The organism is Streptomyces sp. NPDC127084, assembly GCF_042724175.1.
Lineage (GTDB): Bacteria > Actinomycetota > Actinomycetes > Streptomycetales > Streptomycetaceae > Streptomyces.
This window is the reverse complement of record NZ_JBHXFA010000026.1, coordinates 1-19,535: the sequence shown is the minus strand read 5'-3', so window position 1 is coordinate 19,535 and position 19,535 is coordinate 1. Positions and strand designations below refer to the sequence as shown.

The following is a 19,535-nucleotide window of genomic DNA, read 5'->3' as shown; positions in this document are numbered from 1 at the left end:
CGCGAAGGCAGCGACGGCAGCAGACCGCAGTTGGGTGGCTGCGAGCCTGGGTTGCCGCGATAGCGCGGCTCCTGAGGGTCTCCTGCCCCTCCTCTTGCACGACATCCTGCTCGGCAGCCCCGAAGGCGAAACGGCCCGGACCGGAACAGTTGAGCGATTCGAGGTCGGTGGCAGTGTCTTCTGGTGGCTTCTTCCGGGTGACGTACCGGGTTCCCTGGACGACGCGGTCTCACTCGACGGCCATGCCGTTGTGTCCCCCTGCGCATACGTCCGGGAATCGATCTCAGCAGCCCTGGAAGTCGTAGCGACTCATCCATGGGCCATGGAACTGCTCCGGACGTACGTCACTACGTTCGCACTGACGGAGCAGTCCGCGGAGGGCGGCTCTCCCTTGATCACCTCATGTTCGCTACCGGACTTCCCGCTTTGTGTCTTCTTTTCCCAGCGCGCCTTCGTGCACATCCCGCCGCGAAGCGTCGCCTCCGCTCCGTCGGCCCGGCTCGCCGCTGAAAACCTCTATCACGAAGCAGTGCACCAAGCGGTCAACCATACGCTGCTGTCCAGGGAACTGCTGGTGCCTGGCTACAGCTCCAGTACTAGCCCGAAGATCCCCATTTACTGGCGGAAGACAGCCGGCGAGGAACGTAACCGGGAGTGGGAGCTGGACCGGGTGCTGCATGCGGCTGCCGTGTACTGCCATCTGATGCATTGGCGGCTTGCCGAATTGAGCAGCGCTGAACTCACGCCCGAGGAGCGTGCCATGATCTCTCAGGCAAGCGAGGAGTCCGTGAGCGCGCTGCGTACCCTGTGCGTGGCCCTGACCGACCACATCGATTACTTCACCAGCGAAGGTGCACTATTCGTTGGCCGACTCGTGGAGGCGTCGGCGCAGAGGTCCAGCCTCCTTGAGGCGTGGTTGCACAAACGCCCAGTCGATGAGGGCGCCCAGAATCAAGCGCTACCTGCGTATGAGTAAGCGGGTCAGTCGCAAAGATCGGCTTTTCGCTGCAGTCTGGGGCGGCCAGCTCTTGTCTCTTACCGGCTCGAGTGCCGCGGCAATCACCATCGCTCTCACGGTTTATGCCGAGACGGGGAGCGCGACGGATCTGGTACTGATCACCGCAGTAGGTACGCTTACCAGTATCTATCTGGCCCCGATCGCTGGAACCGTCGCCGACCGATTCCCCCGCCGCATTGTGCTGATCTTTTGCAATGCCGCACTGAGCACGTTGTCGGTGCTGCTGGCTCTGGTGATGTCGTCGGATAGTACTTCGAATGCGCTTTGGCTCTCCGTACTGCTGGGGTTGCTCTTCGCCGCAGGTATTCTCAATGCGGCGCTCTCGGTGACTCTTGCTGCAAGTGTGCGGCAGCTGCGCCCTGAAGCAGACCTCACCCGGATCAATGGCGTAACCTCTTTGATCGAGGCGGCGCCCACCTTGGTTGGTCCGGTGCTCGGGGCCGCTGTGTACGCTGCATTTTCACCGTCCATCGTACTGCTCTTCGATGCAGCAACTTTCGGTATTCCCGCCTTGCTTCTCTTGAAGATGCGTTGGGACGAACACCCGAGCCAAGCGCCAGAACGAGGCAGGCGACTTTTCGCAGGAGCGGCAGCGGGCTTGAGATTCGTGCTGGGACATCCGGATCTGAGGCGTCTGCAGATTTCCTACGCAGCCATCAATTTCTGCAATGGCCTTACCGCAGCAGTTCTGACGGTGTATGTACTGACTGCATCTTCAGCCACGGATGCGAACAGGAACCTCGCCATGGTCAACACTGCCGCTTCGGTGGGTCTCCTGCTCGGGTCTGCTGTCGCCGTAGGCCTAGGTAGACGTGTCAACCGAGCAATCCTGATCGGTGGTTCGCTGCTTGCCGCTCCAGCAGTAGGGAGACTGGGGCTGGCACTCACAGCGATCCCTCTTGTCTGGGCAATCACTCACGCCGTCAATAGCGCCGCGCTGCAAGTCAGCAACACCTCGCTGACGGCTATTTGGCAGGAACGAGTGCCACCAGAACAGCAGGCTTCGGTGTTCGGCGCCAGGCGCCTGCTGGGCCAAGGCCCCTACCCCGTAGCTGTACTCCTCGGGGGCTGGCTGCTTGGCCACACTTTCGCGTCGGACTCTGCTCTGACCGTATCGGCGGCACAGGTGTTTCCGCGCTTTGCCGCCCCGGGCGGCGGAGCCGGACTGCTGATCAGCTTGGCCGCCGTTGTCCAATTGGTCATCTCATTCATACTGCTGGCGAGTCCGCATCTCAAACGCGTCGCCATGCCCCCTCAGCCTGCATCCACCGCGCGTTAGCCGGTCCGGGGACGACGAAATGAGAAGAGGTGCAGCATCGGCTCGGGGGTCTCCTGGCGTGACCTTCCCGCGCGCTACGGGCCGTGGAAGACGGTGTACACGCGCTTTCGGCGCTATGCCCTGGACGGCGTGTTCACCCGGGTTCTGCAGCAGGTCCAGGCCAAAGCGGACGCGCTCGGCGACATCGACTGGCTGGTGCAGATCGACTCCACTGTCGTCCGGGCCCACCAGCACGCCGCCGCCACCGGCCGAAAAGGGGGAAGCACCGCAGGGACGAACCGGACGATCACGCCCACGGCCGATCCCGAGGAGGACTGACCACCAAGCCCCACCTCGCCTGCGACGGCCGCGGCAGGCCCCTCGCCATCCTGCTCACCCCTGGCCAACGCCACGGCAGCGTCTGCGCCGAGACATTGCTGGAGCGCATCCGAGTACCTCGCACCGGTCCCGGCCGCCCACGCTCAAGACCTGACCACGTCGTTGCGGACAAGGCTCACAGCTCCCGCGGATTCCGCAACTACCTGCGCAAACGCGGGATCACCCACACCAGGCCTCGGGGGCAGGTCGGGGGCTGAAACGGGGCGTGCGAGGTGCCTGACCCGTCGCGCTCCCCGCACCTCACCTTTTGGCCGTTCCCGTGTCCCATCGCCCGACGGCGAGCCGCCGGACAGTGTGGAGAGTGCGTGAACGTGCGGTGATCGGCCGTTGATCGGCCGTAGAGCCGTGCCGTGGACCATCGGAGCCAAGGGGGAACACGGCTCGCCGGTCACCACCGGTCGCCGCCGCCTTCGGCGTGCACCGTACGCCGCCAGGGCCCCGGGTCCCCAGCGCATTGGCCAACCCACGGAAGGTGGACGAGGCATGGACGGTTTTCAGCCACTGCGGTCGACGGCGGGCTTCGGAGAACTGCTCAGGATCCGGCGTGAACGGGTCGGCCTGACCCAGCAGGTGCTCGCCGACCACGCGACCCTGAGCGTCCGGGCGATCCGGGACATGGAGAGCGGACGGGTGCAGCGCCCGCGGCAGGAGACGGTCCGGCTGCTGGCCGATGCGCTGCGGCTGGAGGGCCGCATCCGGTCCAACTTCGAAGCGGCGGCCCGTCGGCAGGCGTTCGTCGAGGAGACGTCCGACGAGCCGACCGCGCCGCCGGTCGCCCGGGGAGCGATCATCGGCCGGGAGCTGGAGGCCGAAGTCCTGACCGACGCTCTGGCCGTATACGGGGATCGGCTGATCACCGTGGCCGGCCTCGGCGGGTCCGGCAAGACCCGGCTGGTGCTGGAGGTCGCGCGTCGGCTGCACCTCGGGTCCCGGTGGTCGGTGCGCTGGATCGACTGCGGCCGGCAGCCGGCGGCCGGACTCGAACGCCGCGCGGACCTCGCCCGGGCGATCGGCGAGCGGCCGACGCTACTGGTCCTTGACGGCGCCGACGCCGGCGTGGACACGGTCCTTCTGGACGAGCTCTTCCACCACTGCCCCGGTCTGCGGGTGCTGATCACCGCCCGGGCCCCGCAGTCGCTGCCCGGTGGCCAGGTGATCCCGCTCGCGCCGCTGCCCACCCCCGAGCCGGAACTCGACCACGATCCGGTGGCACTGGCCGAGGTGGGCGCGGTCCGGTTGCTGCTTTCGCATCTGCGCCGACTCCGCCCCGGCTACCGGATGGAACCCGACGAGGCACCCGCCATCGCCGCGCTCTGTCGTCAACTCGACGGCTTGCCAGGTGCGCTGGAGCTTGCGGCCGACTGGTCGACGGTACTGCCCCCGCGTCAGCTGGCGGCGCAGCTGGCGAGCGGTCCGCTCCATCTGGCGCCATCGCCGGCCGGATACGGCGGTAGGGCGGACGTCGGCGCGGCGCTGGGCGCCGCGCTGGAGCGGCTGACGCTCGGTCAGCGGGACCTTCTGGAGCGGCTCGCGGCCACACCGGGGGACTGGTCGGGCGAGGACGCCGTCGAACTGAGCGGTCGCCCGCCGCAGGAGTGCCTGGCGGCGGTGCACGAGCTGCTGGCGAGCGGGCTGATCCGCAGGGTCCCCGCCCGCGACGGCGTACGGTTCACCGTGCTGAACCTCTTCCGGCTCCTGTGCGGGACCGGTGCGTACCCGGAGCTCGCGGCTGCGAGCTGAGCTTCCGCCGAGAGCTCCGGTCCGAGCAGCCGATACTGCCCGAATCCTGCCGGGCGAGCTGCCGGTCCGGCGCCCGGACGCTCCCTAGCGTTCTGTGTACGGCCGGGCGAGCCGAACACCCTGTCGCCCCGGACACCCGGAGTCCCACCACTCGCCGGGACTCCCCACCCACCTACCGACACAGAGGGTTTGCGCCGTGGAGCAGCATGCCGTGGAGCAGCACGAAAAGGCCGAGCCGGCCGGTCTGGACATCGTCGTGACGACCATGGCCTCGGACTCGCACACCTGGAACCTGGTCTTCCTCCAGCTACTGTTGGAGGAGCTCGGGCACCGGGTCACCAACCTGGGCGCCTGTGTGCCGGACGAACTGCTGGTCGCCGAGTGCCGCCGGATCGAACCGGACCTGATCGTGCTGAGCAGCGTCAACGGGCACGGTTTCCACGACGGACGGCGGGTGATCGCGGCACTGCGCGCCTGCCCCGAACTGGTCCGCACGCCGACCGTGATCGGCGGAAAGCTGGGGATCGCGGGCTCCGGCTCCGGCACCACGAACCGGCAGCGGGCGCTGCTGGCGGCAGGCTTCGACGGGGTCTTCGAAGAGGGTGGGTCGGTACTGGAGTTCCAGTCCTTCGTCGGCTCGCTGTCATCCGGGGCCAGGGCGCTGCCGCTTGGGCCGGGGCCCGGGTTGCCGGCTTCCGGGTCGGGCTCCCTGCCCACCGGATCCGAGGTGCTGCCCGCCGAGTCGGGGGTGCTGCTGTGACCGGCCCCGGGGGTGGCACGAGCGAGGCGCTCACCGACCGCTGTGACGCACCCGCTGTCTCAGCGTCCGCACCTGCCGCCCCGGCGTCCGTGTCCGCTGCTTCGGGGTCAGCTCGTGCCGTATCCGCGCCTGCTGTTCCGGCGTCTGCCCCTGCTGCCCCTGCTGCCCCTGCTGCTCCAGTGTCCGCTCCAGCCGCCCCTGCTCCTCCGATGTCCCCTCGTGCCGTCCCGGCCGCCCTGGAGTCCGGCTTCGGTGCCTTCGTCGCCCGAGCCCGGGCGAGCGGTGTTCTGGTCGTACAGCCCAGGATGGGGATGGCCGACCCGTTGCTGATGCGCGACGGCCTGCTCGCCACCCGGGACGCGGACGCTGCCACGGTCGGCACCATCACGCTCGACAGCTACACCCGCACCGGCGATCTCGACGCCGCCCGGCGCGCTCTCGCCGAAGGGGTCGGCCTGAACGGCTACCCGATCGCCACCCACCCTGCGGACACCACTCGGGCGGTGCTGCGGGGCGTCGCGGACGCACGGTTCCCGGTACAGGTCCGGCACGGTTCGGCGATGCCGGAGCACATCGTCCGTGCGCTGCTGGCGGTCGGCCTGGACGCAACGGAGGGCGGCCCGGTCTCGTACTGCCTGCCGTACAGCCGTACGCCGCTGCGTGAAGCGGTTGCCAACTGGCAGCGCTGCTGTGAACTGCTCGCCTCGGCTGCGCGGTTCGGCGCCGAGCCGCATCTGGAGACATTCGGCGGCTGCCTGATGGGTCAGCTCTGTCCACCGAGCCTGCTGATCGCGGTCAGTGTGCTCGAGGCGCTCTTCTTCCGGCAGCACGGGCTGCGTTCGCTCTCGCTCAGTTACGCCCAGCAGGCCGACCCGCGCCAGGACGAGGAGGCACTCACCGTGCTCGGACGGCTGGCCGGCGAACTGCTGCCGGACGTCGACCATCACATCGTGCTCTACGCCTACATGGGTGTCTTCCCGCGCTCGCCCGGAGGGGCCCGGATGCTGCTGGAGGACGCGGCCCGGTTGGCCGTGCGGGCGGGCGCTGCCCGGCTGATCGTCAAGACCACCGCCGAGGCGCACCGCATCCCGACGGTGGGCGAGAACATCCGGGCGTTGGAGACGGCAGCGGCCGCTGCAGCCGCCGAGCGCGCCGGGGCACCGCTGACCGCTGTGCCCGGCATCCGCACCGCGGACACCGGCACCGCCGGCAGCGGGATCGGGGAGACCGGCGTGGCTGACACCGGCATCGAGGCGGAGGCGCGCGCGTTGATCGGCGCTGTGCTGGAGCTGGACGCGGATATCGGCCGCGCGCTGGTCCGGGCCTTCGCCGCCGGCTACCTGGACGTTCCCTACTGCCTGCACCCGGACAACGCCGGCCGGTCCCGCACCTCACTCGCGCCCGACGGCCGGTTGCACTGGTCGAGCGTCGGGTCGATGCCGATCACCGGGCGGCCGGACGGCCGCCCGCGGCCGCCGATCCTCGGCTCGGCCGGGCTGCTCTCGGCGCTCTCCCACGTCCAGCGGCACTACGACGCCCGTGCCGCCGTCCCCGGCCCGCTCCCTCCGCCTGTACCGCCCCGCACGACGTCCACGCCACGACGAGAGTTGGGACTCACCACATCATGACCACCGACGGTCTCACGGCCCCCGCACCGTTCCCGGACCCCGCTCGCCACCTGACCGCGCCGGCCACTCGCAGCGCGCTCCGGGTCCAGCACCAACTTCTCTTCGCTGCCAGGGAGTTCCTGCGCGAGCAGGGCTTCACCGAGCTGCTCCCGCCGATCATCGGGCCGGTCACCGACCCCGGCTCACGCGGTTCAAAGCAGGTCGATGTCGACTTCTACGGTCACCGCTACAAGCTGATGACGAGCGCGATCCTCTACAAGCAGGCCTCACTGCTGGCCTTCGACAAGATCTTCTGCATTGCTCCCAACGTCCGGCTGGAACCGCTGGAGACCGCCGGTACCAGCCGCCACCTGGCCGAGTTCCACCAGCTCGATGTCGAGATAGCGGGTGCGACCAGGGACGACGCCGTTCGGCTGGTCGAACGCCTGGTGGTGCACATGGTCGAAAGCGCGGTCCGGGAACTGCCCAAGGAGTTTTCCGAACTCGGGCGGGACGTCGATGCGTTCACCGAGCTGCTGAAGGGCTCGTTCGGCCGGATGAGGCACGCCGAGGCCGTCGCCGAACTGCAAGGGCTCGGCCACCCGCAGAGCCCGGACGCCGAACTCGACTGGGCCGGTGAGGCATTGCTGTCCGCCCAGCGGGACCGGCCGTTCTTCGTCACCGACTACCCCAAGGGCTCCCGCGGATTCTACGACCGGGAGGACCCCGAACAGCCCGGCCTGCTCAGGAACTTCGACCTGATCGCAGCCGAGGGCTACGGCGAACTGTGCAGTGGCAGCCAGCGCACCAACGACTACGCGGAGATCGTCACCCGGATGCGGGAGACCGGCGAGAACCCGCAGAAGTACCGCTGGTATCTGGACCTGGTCCGTGAGGGTGTGCCCGGCAGCGCGGGCTTCGGTATCGGCGTCGAGCGGCTGACCCGCTATGTCTCCGGACTGGACGCGGTCTGGCAGGCCAGTGCCTTCCCGAAGCTGGCCGGGGTGGTGTCGCCGTGAGCGATCTGTCGGCGCCCGGCTTCCCGGAGGAGGAGGTCCGGTGGCGTGCCCGGGGCGGGACGGCGGCGGCCTTCCCGCCCCCCGGCGAGTACGGCCGGGTCCTGTTCGGTGCGGAGCACGGGGAGAGCCGGTTCCGGGGCGGCGAGCGGGACGTGCTCGACGCGGTACGGATCGCCCCGCCGGTGTTCATGCCGCAACGTCTCGCCCGGCTGATCGACCTCGGCCGCGAGCCGGACTACCGGGATGTCGAACTGGACACCGCCATCGGTGGATTCACCTCCCCCCTGCCGGTGTACGTATCCGCACTCGGCTCCACCCGGGCAGCAGGTGGCGACCTCGGTCTCGCGCTCAGCAGGCAGGCGGGCGCGCTCGGCGTCCCCATGGTGATCGGCGAGAACGTCGTCCCGGTGAACGGCTACGGCAGACTCGGCGAGGAGGCTGACCGGGCACTGCTCGGCCGCCTTCGCGCCTACGCGGAAGAGTTGCCGGACGGACAGGGCGGTGTCGCCGTACAGCAGTCGACCGAGGACGCCGACGCCGAGGTGTGGAACCTCGTATACAGCGACCCGGCTGCCCTGCCGCTGCTCGAATCAGGTCGGCTGGCCTTCGAGTTGAAGCTCGGGCAGGGCGCCAAGCCGGGTCTCGGCGGGATGACCGTGCTGGACACCGGGGCAGCAGGCCGGCTCGGTGACAGGTACGGTCTTGACGACGTCTTCGGTGACGGCCGGGTGCTGCGCTCCAGCACCCCCGGTACCTTCACGGCCGAGATACTGCGCCAGCAGATCCGGCTGATGCGCAACAACTTCCCCCGGGCCCGGATCTGGGTGAAGCTGCACCCCGGCCGGGACATCGCCGAGGCCGCCCGGGTGGCCGCCGAGGCGGGGGCGGACGCCGTGACGGTGGACGGTGCCGAGGGCGGCACCGGGTGGGCGCCGGGGATCTTCCCGGACCAGGTCGGGCTGCCGCTGGCGGAGTGCCTGCGCCGACTGGCAACCGCGGGCCCAGTGTCCTGCCTGCTCGTCTCCGGACGGATCTGGGAGGGCGGCCGGGCGGTGAAGAGCTTGGCGCTGGGCGCCCGCGCCGTGGGCCTGGGCCGGGCCGCTCTGCTCGCCACAGCCGAAGACCCGCGGGCCGGGCTGATCCGGTTCGCGGAGTGCTTCGCGCTCGAACTCCGATTGCTGATCAGCGCACTCGGAAAATACGCGCCGACCGCACTGGACCGGAACGACATATGGTCCCAGGACTTCCCTGAAATTCCCGTCACGGGATAGCCGGGGCAATCTCCCGCAGCCCGCCGGGGCGTTCGCTGTCGCCCGGGCGGGCTGCGCTGTTTCTGCGTTTTGTAACTCGCTCAGACTGAGAGGCAGTTGAAACTGCCGACGGTCTTCCGGGCATTCTGCCGATCGGCCCGGAGACACCGCCATATTTTCGAGACGACCACCCGCAGCGTCGTCAATTCATCGGGGTTGGATGATGGAATCTCGCGATCTCCCTTTCATATCCGTCGCACGTCGGTTCCCGGATCGCCCAGCCCTACGGCTCGGCTCCCGGACCGTCGCCTACCGGGAGCTGGACGAGCTGAGCGGAGCCCTCGCCGCCCGGATCGCCCCCGGACGGACGGTGGCCGTCACCGGCCGGGACCGGCTCGACCACGTGGTCGGCCTGCTCGCCGCCCTCCGCGCCGGTGCCACCTACCTGCCGCTCGACCGGGAGGCACCCGAGGAGCGCAACGACTGGATCCGCGAGGACGCCGGAGCCACCCTCTCCTACACCGACGGCGAACTGCTCACGGGCGCAGAGCCTGCTGCCGCCCGGGACCTGGCCGGACCCGCGAGCGAGCCGGACCCGGACCGGCGCGGTCGCGAGTCCGCCGCGGGCTACCTCATCTACACCTCCGGCACCACCGGTCGCCCCAAGGGCGTCCATGTCCCACTGGCCGCGCTGACCGGCCATCTGGCCGCCGCCGTCGAGCGCTTCGGGCTCACCCAGGACGATGTGGTGCTGCACTTCGCCCGCCCCACCGTGGACGTGGCCGTCGAACAGGTGCTCACCGCCCTCTCGGTCGGCGCCTGCGTCCTCGTACCCGAGCAGCGACTGCTCGCTCCCGCCGCCCTGCTGGAGCTGCTGGACGCCGAGGCTGTCACCGTGGCCAATCTTGCCGCCGGCTACTTCCAGGAGGTGGTGGCCGCGCTCCGCGAGGGCGGCCGCCCGCCGCGCACCCTCCGACTGATGATCTCCGGCAGCGACCGGCTCTATCCGGACGCCGCTTCCCGCTGGTGGGCCGCCACCGGTGTGCCGCTGCTCAACGCCTACGGGCCCACCGAGACCGTCGTCACCGCCACCGTGCACGAACTGACGCGACCGGCCGCGGGGGAGGGCGACACGGTCCCGATCGGCCGCCCGCTCGGTGACCGCCGCGCCTATGTGCTGGACGACCGGCTGCGGCCGGTGGCGCCCGGCACATCCGGTGAGCTGTACATCGGCGGACCGCTGTTGGCCTCCGGCTACCACGGCCGCCCGGGACTGACCGCCGGCCGGTTCCTCGCGGACCCCTTCGCACCGGAGCCGGGCGCCCGGATGTACCGCACCGGTGACCTGGTCCGGCAGCCTGGTACACAGGCCGGTACTCGTACCGCCCTGGAGTTCGTCGGCCGCGTGGACCATCAGGTCAAGGTCCGCGGCTTCCGGGTCGAGCCCGGCGAGATCGAGCAGGTGCTGGCCGCCCGCCCGGACATCGCCGCAGCGGTCGTGGTCGCGCATGAGGGCCGGCTCGCCGCGTATGCGACCGGCAGCGCCCCAGACCCGGCCGAACTGCGTGCCTACCTGGCGGAGCGGCTTCCCGAGCACATGGTCCCGGCGACCGTCACCCTGCTGGACGCGTTCCCGCTGACCGCCGGTGGCAAGGTGGACTGGGCCGCGCTGCCCGAGCCGCAGGCCGCGCCCGCCGCGCCGGTCGCGGCCCGCCGCCCGCCGCGTACCCCCGCCGAGCAGCTGATCGCCGCCGTCTGGGCAGACGTGCTGGGAGTCCCCGAAGTCAGCGCCGACGACAACTTCTTCCACCTGGGCGGGGATTCGCTCACGGCCGTACGCGTGGTCGGCCGCGTCTTCGACGTGTTCGGCATGATCTCGCCTTACACCATCTTCGACGCGCCGACCCTCGCCGAGTTCGCCGCCGCGGTGACCGCCGCCTCGGACGGCGGCGAACGCCCGGCGCTGAACCGGGCCGCCGCCACCGAGGCGCCGCTCGCGAACTTCCAGCGCGGGCTGTGGTTCCTGGACCAGTGGAACCCGGACGCGCCGACCTACATCGTGCCCTGGGTGTTCCGCTTCGCCGGACCGGTCGACCCGGAGCTGCTCCGCCGCGCCCTGACGGGCGTGGCCGACCGGCACGAAGCGCTGCGCACCACATTCGAGCTGGGCGAGGACGGCCCACGGCAGATGATCCGCGCCTCAATCGAGCTGCCCTTCACCGTCGTGGACACCACTGCCGATGCCGTGGACGGCCTGCTGGCCAAGGCCGCGCTGGTGCCGTTCGACCTGGAGACCGGCCCCCTGGTCCGCGCCCACCTCTACCGCACCGGCGAGACGTCCACCCTGCTGCTGCTCTGCCACCACATCGTCTGGGACGAGGGCTCACTCCCGGTCCTGGAGGCTGAACTGGCCGCCCTGTACGAGTCCCTGTCCACCGGCCGTCCCGCCGGACTTCCCGAACTCCCGCTGCAGTACGCCGACTACAGCCTGTGGCAGCAGCAAGACGGCACCGCCGAGCGGCAGCTCGACTACTGGCGCGAACAGTTGCGTGGCGCGCCCACCGAGCCCGCGCTCCCCACCGACCACCCCCGCCCCGAACTGCGGGCCTTCCGTGGCGCGTTCCACCGCTTCACGATGCCGCGCCCGGTCGCCGAGGCTGTCCGGGCACTCGCCCGCAGCGAGGACGCGACCCCGTACATGGTCCTGCTGGCCGGGCTCGCGCTCACCCTGCACCGGCGCACCGGGCGGCGCGACCTGGTGCTCGGCTCCCCGGTGAGCGTCCGTGGCCGGGCCGAACTCGACGCCCTGATCGGCTACTTCGTCAACCTGTTGCCCCTGCGCGTACGACTGGACGAGGGGATGGACTTCCGTGAGCTGGTCCGACACGTCCGCGAGGTGGCGATCGGCGGCTACCGCCACCAGGAGGCACCGTTCGACGCCATCGCGGGCGCCGTCATGGAGCAGCGCACCGACGACCGCACCGACGACCGCAACCCCCTCTGCCAGGTGCTGCTGGAGCTGCACCCGCTGGACACCCGTCCGCTGACCGTCGGCGGCACCGAGGTCACCCGCGAGTTGCACTCCAACCCCGTCTCCCGCTTCGACCTTTCCATCTCCGTGGACGACCGGGGCACCGACTTCACCGGCCGCTTCGAGTACGACTCCGACCTGTTCGACCCCGCCACCATGGCCGCGCTGTGCGAAGCCTGGCTCGGCACTCTCGCCGCCGCCGTCGAAACGCCGGTGCACACACTGTTCGAGGACCGGGCCGCCCGGGAACCGCACGCCCTCGCCCTGGTCTCCGGTGCGGACCGCATCGACTACGGCACCCTGAACGAGCGGGCCAATCGTCTCGCCCACCACCTCGGTGGCGGCTTGGGCATCGGCCGCGGCGACACCGTCGCCATCCTGGTCGAGCGTGCACCGGACCTGGTCATCGCCTCGCTGGCCGCGCTGAAGTCCGGCGCCGGCTACACCCTGCTCGACCCGGACTTCCCCGCCGAGCGGCTGGCCGGCGCGTTCGCGGACAGCGGCGCCGCCCTGCTGATCACCCACCGGGACACGAGACCGCCGTTCCCGGTCGCCCACCATCTCGACCTGGACGCCGCAGCCGCCGTCGTCGGGGCCTGTCCCGGCCACGACCCCGGCCTGCCGGTCACCGGTGCCGATCTCGCCTGCGTGATGTTCACCTCCGGCTCCACCGGACGCCCCAAGGGCGTCGCCGTCCCGCACCGCGCCCTCACCACCACGTACCTGGGCCAGGACTACGCCCGTTTCGGCCCCGACGAGGTATGGCTCCAGTGCTCCCCGGTCTCCTGGGACGCCTTCGCCCTGGAGCTGTACGGGGCGCTCGCCTTCGGCGGGGTGTGCGTGCTCCAGCCCGGCCAGCGGCCCGACCCGCAGACCGTCAGCGAACTCACCCGACGGCACGGCGTCACCCAACTCCAGCTCTCGGCCAGCCTGTTCAACTTCCTTCTGGAGGAGTTCCCGGAGACCTACGACGACCTCAAGGTGGCCTTCACCGCCGGTGAGCGGGCCTCCGTCACCCATGTCGGCAAGGCGCTCGAACAGTGGCCGGACCTGGTCGTCGCCAACGGCTACGGCCCGGTCGAGAGCCTCGGCCTCACCACCTGCCACCGCGCCACCCGGGAGGATGCCGCCGGCAACTCCATCCCGATCGGCCACCCGCTGCACGGCAAGGAGATCCACATCCTCGACGAGCGGCTGTGTCCCGTCGCGGACGGCGCCACCGGTGAGCTGTACGCGTCGGGCGGTGGCCTCGCACTCGGATACATGGGCCGGCCCGGGCTGACCGCCGAGAGGTTCGTGGCCTCCCCGTTCGGTGGGCCCGGCGAACGGCTCTACCGCACCGGCGACCTCGGCCACCGGACGGCGGACGGGGTGCTGGACATCACCGGCCGGATCGACGACCAGATGAAACTCCGCGGCTTCCGGGTCGAGCCCGGCGAGATCGAGGACGCGCTCACCCGCCACCCGTCCGTACGAGAGGCCGTCGTCACCGTCCACGAGCCCGCCCCCGGCGACCGCAGGCTCGCCGCGTATGTCACCGCCGCCGGGGCGCCGGGGCCCGACCCGAACACGCTGCTCGACTACCTCGCTCGGCTCCTGCCCGAGCACATGGTGCCCGCCACCTGCGACGTACTGGACGCGCTGCCGCTCAACTCCAACGGGAAGGCCGACCGCCGGGCCCTGCCCGTTCCCGCCGAACGCCCCGAGGAGACCCCTGCTGACGCGTTGACCCCGGACCAGCGACTGGTGGCCGACGCCGTCCGCGCTGTTCTGAAGCTGACCGACGCCCTCGGGCCTGACGCCGACTTCTTCCGGATCGGCGGCGACTCGCTCGCCGCCGTACGGGTCGCCATGCGGCTCTCCCAGGAGACCGGCACCCGCGTCCCGCCACAGGTGGTCTTCCGAGGACGGACGGTCAGCGCCATCGCCGAACGCATGGGGGCGCGATGAAGCGGCCCCTCGCACCGCCGCCAGCCCGCCTGACCGTCAGTCCACCCGCCCGAACGAAGGGAACGAGGCCATGAGCCCATCCGCCGACCCGCCTGCCGCGCCGCTGAGCACCACTCAGGCCTCCCCGTGGGGCGCCCCGCTCGTCGCGCCGCCGGCCGGTTCGCCGACCGACCGGGCAGCCGACCTGCCCGCCGTCCCGTCGGCGGACCTCCGCGCTTCCGCCGGCCCGGCCGCCGGCCGGGCGGCCGTGCAGCCCGCCGACGGCCCGGGCCTCGTCCGCAGCGCGCCGGTCTCGGGTCTCCAGCGCGGCCTGTGGTTCCTCGACCGGTGGAACCCGCAGGCCGCCACGTACACCACCCCCTGGACGTACGACATCACCGGCCCGCTCGATCTCACACTGCTCCAGCGGGCGCTGGACGGTGTGGCCGCCCGGCACGAGGCGCTGCGCACCACTTTCGCCCTGCACCCGGACGGCCCCCACCAGTGTGTCCACCCCACCCTCGCCCTGCCACTCGCCGTCACCGATCTCCGCGAGCTGCCTGAGCCCCAACAAGGCCACCGAACAGAGCAGTTGATCGCCGAACGATCCGCTGAACCGTTCGACCTGACCACGGGACCGCTGCTGCGCGCCGAGGCGTTCCGGCTCGCCGACGACCGCACCACGTTGCTGTTCGTGGTCCACCACATCATCTGGGACGGTTGGTCGGCTGAGCTCTTCGACGGCGAACTCAGCGAGCTCTACGCCGCGTTGAGTGAGCAGCGGGATCCCGTCCTGGCTGCGCTCCCCACCCAGTACGCCGACTGGGCGGAGGAGGAGCAGCACACCTCCTACGAGGAGCATCTCGCACACTGGAAGCGGAGCCTCGACGGTGCTCCCACCCTGCTCGAGCTGCCCGGTGACCGGCCGCGGCCCGCAGAGCGCAGCCAGCTCGGCGCCACCGAGCCGTTCGAGCTCGCCCCCGGCACCGCGGCCCGGGTCCGGGCGCTCGCCGAAGCGGAGGGCGTCACCCCGTTCACCATCCAACTCGGCGCCTTCGCCATGCTGATGGGCCGCTGGACCGGTGCCGACGATCTGCTCGTCGGTACCCCGGTCACCACCCGCGACCGTCCGGAACTCGGCCACCTGCTCGGCTATTTCGTCAACATGCTGCCGATACGTGTACGGCTCGCTCCCGGCGCCACCTTCCGCGGGTTGCTCGCCGACATCCAGGACAGCGCCTTCGATGCCTTCGGCTACCTCGACGTCCCCTTCGACCAGTTGGTCGACATGCTCGGCACCTCCCGCACCCCGCAGCACCCGCCCCTGGTCCAGGTGGTGTTCGGTGCCCACGCCGAGGACCGGGAGCCGGTCGCGCTCGGCGCCGCCACCGCCGTGCGCACCGTCCGCTCCAACGGCACCAGCAAGTTCGATCTCACCTGGTCCGTCTTCGAGGGCAGCGACGGCGGCGAACTGCGCGGCGAGGCCGAGTACAGCAGCGACCTCTTCGACCCCGGCACCGTGCGCCGGCTCGCCGCCGACTACGGCGCACTGCTGGACGCCGCCCTCGCCGACCCGGACGCCACCGTGCTCCGGCTCACCTCCGCCGGACGGCCCCACCGCCCCGCCCGGCTCGACCCGGGCGACTGCCTGCACCACCTCTTCGAGCGTGCCGCCGACGCGCACCCCGACCGGCCCGCCGTGAGCGACCAGGGCGGCATCCTCAGCTACGCCGAACTCGACCGCCGTGCCAACCGGCTGGCGCACACCCTGCTCGCCAGCGGGGTGCGCCCCGGCGACCGGGTCGGCCTGCTGCTCGAACGCACCGCCGCCGTGCCGGTCGCCATCCTGGCCGTGCTCAAAACCGGCGCCGCCTACGTGCCGGTCGACCTCGCCGCACCGGCCGACCGGGCCGCCCTGGTCTTCGGCGACACCGCCGTCACCATGGTCCTCACCGATCGGCCCGACCGTGCCCCGGACGGGCCCTGGAGGACCCTCGACCTCGCCGACCGGGCGGACGAGATCGCCGCCCACCCGCCCACCCGTCCCTCCCGCACCGGCCGCCCCGCCGATATCGCCTATCTCATCTTCACCTCCGGCTCCACCGGCCGCCCCAAGGGCGTCGCCGTCGCCCACGAGCACGTCAGCCGCCTCATCGACTCGGGCCGGGACCACTTCGGCTTCGGCCCGGAGAAGGTCTGGACCCTGTTCCACAGCTACGCCTTCGACTGGACGGTCTGGGAGCTCTGGGGCGCCCTGCTGCACGGCGCCCGCCTGGTCGTCGTGCCCTACCTCACAAGCCGCTCGCCCGACGAGTTCGCCGGTCTGCTCGAAGAGGAACAGGTCACCCACCTCTGCCTCACCCCATCGGCCCTCCGGCAGCTCGAACCGGCGCTGCGCCGCCATCCGCGCGCCCTGCCCGACCTGCGGTGGATCATGCTCGGCGGCGAGGCGCTCGACCCGGGTGTGGTGCAGCGCTGGCACGAACTCGACCCGCTGCCGCCCGCCCGGCTCTGCAACCTCTACGGCATCACCGAGACCACCGTCCACGTCACCATCCACGATGTCGCCGAGGGCGGCGCGGGCTTCGAGCGCAGCCTGGTCGGCGAACCCATGACGCACCTCACCGCGCTCGTCCTGGACGACTGGCTGCGCCCCTGCCCGCCCGGTGTCCCCGGCGAGCTGTACATCGGCGGCGGCAGCCTCGCGCACGGCTACTGGGGCCGCCCCGGCCTGACCGCCGGCCGATTCGTCGCCGATCCGTACGGCCCGCCCGGCGCCAGGCTCTACCGGACCGGCGACGTGGCCAGACGGCTGCCGGACGGCGGTCTGGAGTACGTCGGCCGGGCGGATTTCCAGGTGAAACTGCGCGGCTTCCGGATCGAGCTGGGCGAGATCGAGAACGCCGTCGCCGCCCACCCGGAGGTGGACGCCTGCGTGGTCACGGTCCACGAGGACCGGCTCGCCGCGTACATCACCGAGCGTTCGGCCGCCGGGCCCGGAGACCTGCGGGAGTTCCTGGCACGCTCACTGCCCGAGTACATGATCCCGGCGAGCGTCACCGTGCTGGACGCGCTGCCGCTCACCGTCAACGGCAAGGTGGACCGCGCCGCGCTGCCCGACCCCGACCGGGCCGCACCCACTCCCGCCGGCCGGCATGTCGAGCCGCGTACACCGGAGGAAGAGCTCTTCGCCGGAGTCTGGACAGAAGTGCTCGGCGTCGCCGGGATAGGCGTCCATGACGACTTCTTCCACCTCGGCGGGGACTCCATCCGCGCCGTCCAGCTGGCCGGGGCACTGCACGACCGGGGGTGGCAGGTCACCCTTAGGGACGTCTTCAACGCGCCGACCGTCGCCGAACTGCTGCCGCTTGCCCGGCCGGTTGACACCGACCCCGCCGCGAAACGGCCGTTCGCGCTGATCGCCGACGAGGACCGGGCCGAGCTGCCGCCCGGGATCACCGACGCCTACCCGATGGTCTCGATGCAGCTCTCGATGGTCTTCCACATGGAGGTCGCCGGCGGCACCGACAGCTACCACAACGTCAACTCCTACCGGATCACCGGCGCCCTCGAAGCCGACGCGTTCCGCCGCTCGGTCGGAGAGGCGATGGCACGGCACCCCGTCCTGCGCACCGGCCTCGACCTCTCCGGCTACGGCGAACCGCTCCAACTGGTGCACGGCACACTGCCCGTGCCGACCGAGTTCGAGGATCTGCGCGGGGTGCCGGGAGAGGAGCAGGACGAGCGGATACGCGGCGTCTTCGAGAGCCATCGGGACCGGCCCTTCGACCTCGCCGAGCCGCCGCTGTTCCGGATCACCGTGCAGCGGCTGGCCGACGACGCCTTCCAGCTCACCATCTCCGAGCACCACGCCATCCTCGACGGCTGGAGCTTCACCTCGCTGCTCACCGAGATCCTCGAACGCCACACCGTCCTCGCCGCCGATCCGGAGTCCGCTCCCAACCCGCCGCCACGCACCGCCTTCCGGGACTTCGTCGCCGTGGAACGCGCGGCCACCGCCGACCAGGAGTCGCTGGCGTACTGGCAACGGCGACTGGACGGCGCCACCGGCCAGCTCTGGCCCGGCAGCGAGAACGTCCACGAGCTGCCGCGCACGGTGGAACGGGTACTGCCGGACGCCCCCGGGCAGTTGCGCGCGGTCGCCGACGCCCTCGCCGTACCGGTCAAGTCGGTCGCGCTCGCCGCCCATCTGCACGCACTCGCCCGGATCACCGGGCGCCGCCGGGTCACCACCGGGCTGGCGATGAACGGCCGACTGGAAAGGCTCGGCGGCACCGAGGTGTACGGCCTGTTCCTCAACACGGTCCCGCTGGTCGCCGAGCCGGAGGGGGACCTGTCCGCCCTGGTACGGCACGTGCACGGGGAGGAGCTGGACATGATGCCGCACCGCCGGGTGCCGTTCGCCCGGCTGGCCCGGATGATGGCCGACACCGCGCTCGACAGCCAGTTCGGCTATCTGCGGTTCCACGCGCTGGGCCGACTCAGCGCGGCCCGGATCGAGGACAGCAGGATCGGCTGCGAGCCCACCCTGCGGCACGAGCCCAACAGCTTCGCGTTCGGCGCCTCACTGATCCAGGACCCGGTCTCGCAGCGCGTACTGCTCGCCGTGGACCACCAGCGCACGCTGGTGGTCGACGCCACGGCGGAGGAGTTCATCGACTCCTACGCGGATGCGCTGGCGCGCCTGGCCGCCGAGGTCTGAGGTGCCGCCGTGGGTGCGTGCCCCCGGACACTCGGTGGACGGGCCACATGCCGTCGGCCCAGTCCTCAAGGACTGGGCACCGACGCCCGCTTCGGTTCCGGTCACAGGCTGCTCGTCCTGCCTGCGGATCTGGCGGGGGCTGGCAGGGCGGAGCCGGTCGAGGCCGCCTGTCGGCCCCGACAGCCCGCTCCGTTTCGTCCGGTGCGCCTTGTGGGCCGTGTCGGGAAGCCGGGCCGGGTCGGGTCGTCGGCCCGTCCCTCGCCTCGTGCTGCCGGTCGCGTGTCGGCGGCCAGGCGTTGTGTGTCGGCTCCGGTCTGTCCGACGACGCGTGCGGTGTCTGGCGGGCAGGGTCGGGTTCCGGTTGTCGCTCCCCGGCCCTGCTGGGGTCCCAGGCTGCTCGTTGTGCCTGCCGCTCTGGCGGCTCGGCCAAGGGCGAGCCGGTCGGGGGTCGCTCGTCAGCCCCGCCCGGTCCATTCGTCCGGTGCACCTTTTGGGCCGCGTCGGCGCGGTGGGCGGGGACGGCTGTCGGCCATCGCCCCGCGCTGACGTTCACGCTCCCGGCCGTGTGACGTACGCCGGCTCCGGTCGTCGTGTCCCACGCGTGGGGCGGCCCGGGATGGATTCCGCGTGTCGCCCCGGCCCGCCCCGCCTGCCCGGACCGCCGCCCCACGCACGCCCTCGGCCGTGTCTGACAAATCCCGCCTGGCCCGCGACGTCTGGCACGCACTCCCCCTGGCTTCTCCCCCTGCTGTCGCGGGGGGTCCCCGGGAGGTGCCTCCACGCTGCGTTGTCGGCGTCAGC

At 71.1% G+C, this 19,535-nt stretch carries 11 protein-coding genes; all 11 read left to right on the top strand.

Features of this window, described 5'->3' with window-relative positions:
• Positions 1-94 precede the first annotated feature (94 nt).
• The 11 genes from ACFWI9_RS09070 to ACFWI9_RS09020 all read left to right on the top strand — a co-directional run bounded on the left by ACFWI9_RS09070 (position 95) and on the right by ACFWI9_RS09020 (position 18,734).
• A complete protein-coding gene (locus ACFWI9_RS09070; protein ID WP_387160104.1) occupies positions 95-976 on the top strand; it encodes a hypothetical protein in 882 nt (293 codons plus the stop codon).
• Positions 969-2,297: an MFS transporter gene (locus ACFWI9_RS09065; protein WP_387160103.1), complete on the top strand. Its 1,329-nt coding sequence runs from the start codon at positions 969-971 to the stop codon at positions 2,295-2,297. The genes ACFWI9_RS09070 and ACFWI9_RS09065 overlap by 8 nt, the downstream gene beginning before the upstream one ends.
• A 36-nt stretch (positions 2,298-2,333) precedes the next feature.
• Positions 2,334-2,615: a transposase gene (locus ACFWI9_RS09060; RefSeq protein WP_387160147.1), complete on the top strand. Its 282-nt coding sequence runs from the start codon at positions 2,334-2,336 to the stop codon at positions 2,613-2,615.
• Positions 2,612-2,872, top strand: a complete 261-nt coding sequence (locus ACFWI9_RS09055) for a transposase (protein WP_387160146.1) — start codon at positions 2,612-2,614, stop codon at positions 2,870-2,872. The genes ACFWI9_RS09060 and ACFWI9_RS09055 overlap by 4 nt, the downstream gene beginning before the upstream one ends.
• Before the next feature lie 286 nt (positions 2,873-3,158).
• A complete protein-coding gene (locus tag ACFWI9_RS09050; protein WP_387160101.1) occupies positions 3,159-4,415 on the top strand; it encodes a helix-turn-helix domain-containing protein in 1,257 nt (418 codons plus the stop codon).
• Between the two features lie 196 nt (positions 4,416-4,611).
• Entirely contained in the window at positions 4,612-5,175 is a 564-nt protein-coding gene (locus ACFWI9_RS09045) for a cobalamin B12-binding domain-containing protein (RefSeq protein ID WP_387160099.1), read from the top strand.
• 209 nt (positions 5,176-5,384) lie between these two features.
• The gene (locus tag ACFWI9_RS09040) at positions 5,385-6,803 is read left to right on the top strand and encodes a methylaspartate mutase (protein WP_387160098.1); all 1,419 of its coding nucleotides are present in this window, start codon (positions 5,385-5,387) and stop codon (positions 6,801-6,803) included.
• A complete protein-coding gene (locus ACFWI9_RS09035) occupies positions 6,800-7,801 on the top strand; it encodes an asparagine synthetase A (protein ID WP_387160096.1) in 1,002 nt (333 codons plus the stop codon). Before ACFWI9_RS09040 ends, ACFWI9_RS09035 begins: the two co-directional genes overlap by 4 nt.
• Positions 7,798-9,072: a glutamate synthase-related protein gene (locus ACFWI9_RS09030; protein WP_387160094.1), complete on the top strand. Its 1,275-nt coding sequence runs from the start codon at positions 7,798-7,800 to the stop codon at positions 9,070-9,072. The genes ACFWI9_RS09035 and ACFWI9_RS09030 overlap by 4 nt, the downstream gene beginning before the upstream one ends.
• A 199-nt stretch (positions 9,073-9,271) precedes the next feature.
• On the top strand, positions 9,272-14,032 hold the full coding sequence (locus ACFWI9_RS09025) for an amino acid adenylation domain-containing protein (RefSeq protein WP_387160093.1): 4,761 nt from the start codon (positions 9,272-9,274) through the stop codon (positions 14,030-14,032).
• A gap of 70 nt (positions 14,033-14,102) precedes the next feature.
• A complete protein-coding gene (locus tag ACFWI9_RS09020; RefSeq protein WP_387160091.1) occupies positions 14,103-18,734 on the top strand; it encodes an amino acid adenylation domain-containing protein in 4,632 nt (1,543 codons plus the stop codon).
• The last annotated feature ends 801 nt before the right edge of the window (positions 18,735-19,535 follow it).

Bases quoted from the DNA above. Each gene is read 5' to 3' on its own strand.
- ACFWI9_RS09020 (WP_387160091.1), top strand. From the start codon at position 14,103: ATGAGCCCATCCGCCGACCCGCCTGCCGCGCCGCTGAGCACCACTCAG.
- ACFWI9_RS09040 (WP_387160098.1), top strand. From the start codon at position 5,385: ATGTCCCCTCGTGCCGTCCCGGCCGCCCTGGAGTCCGGCTTCGGTGCC.
- ACFWI9_RS09025 (WP_387160093.1), top strand. From the start codon at position 9,272: ATGATGGAATCTCGCGATCTCCCTTTCATATCCGTCGCACGTCGGTTC.
- ACFWI9_RS09065 (WP_387160103.1), top strand. From the start codon at position 969: ATGAGTAAGCGGGTCAGTCGCAAAGATCGGCTTTTCGCTGCAGTCTGG.
- ACFWI9_RS09050 (WP_387160101.1), top strand. From the start codon at position 3,159: ATGGACGGTTTTCAGCCACTGCGGTCGACGGCGGGCTTCGGAGAACTG.
- ACFWI9_RS09035 (WP_387160096.1), top strand. From the start codon at position 6,800: ATGACCACCGACGGTCTCACGGCCCCCGCACCGTTCCCGGACCCCGCT.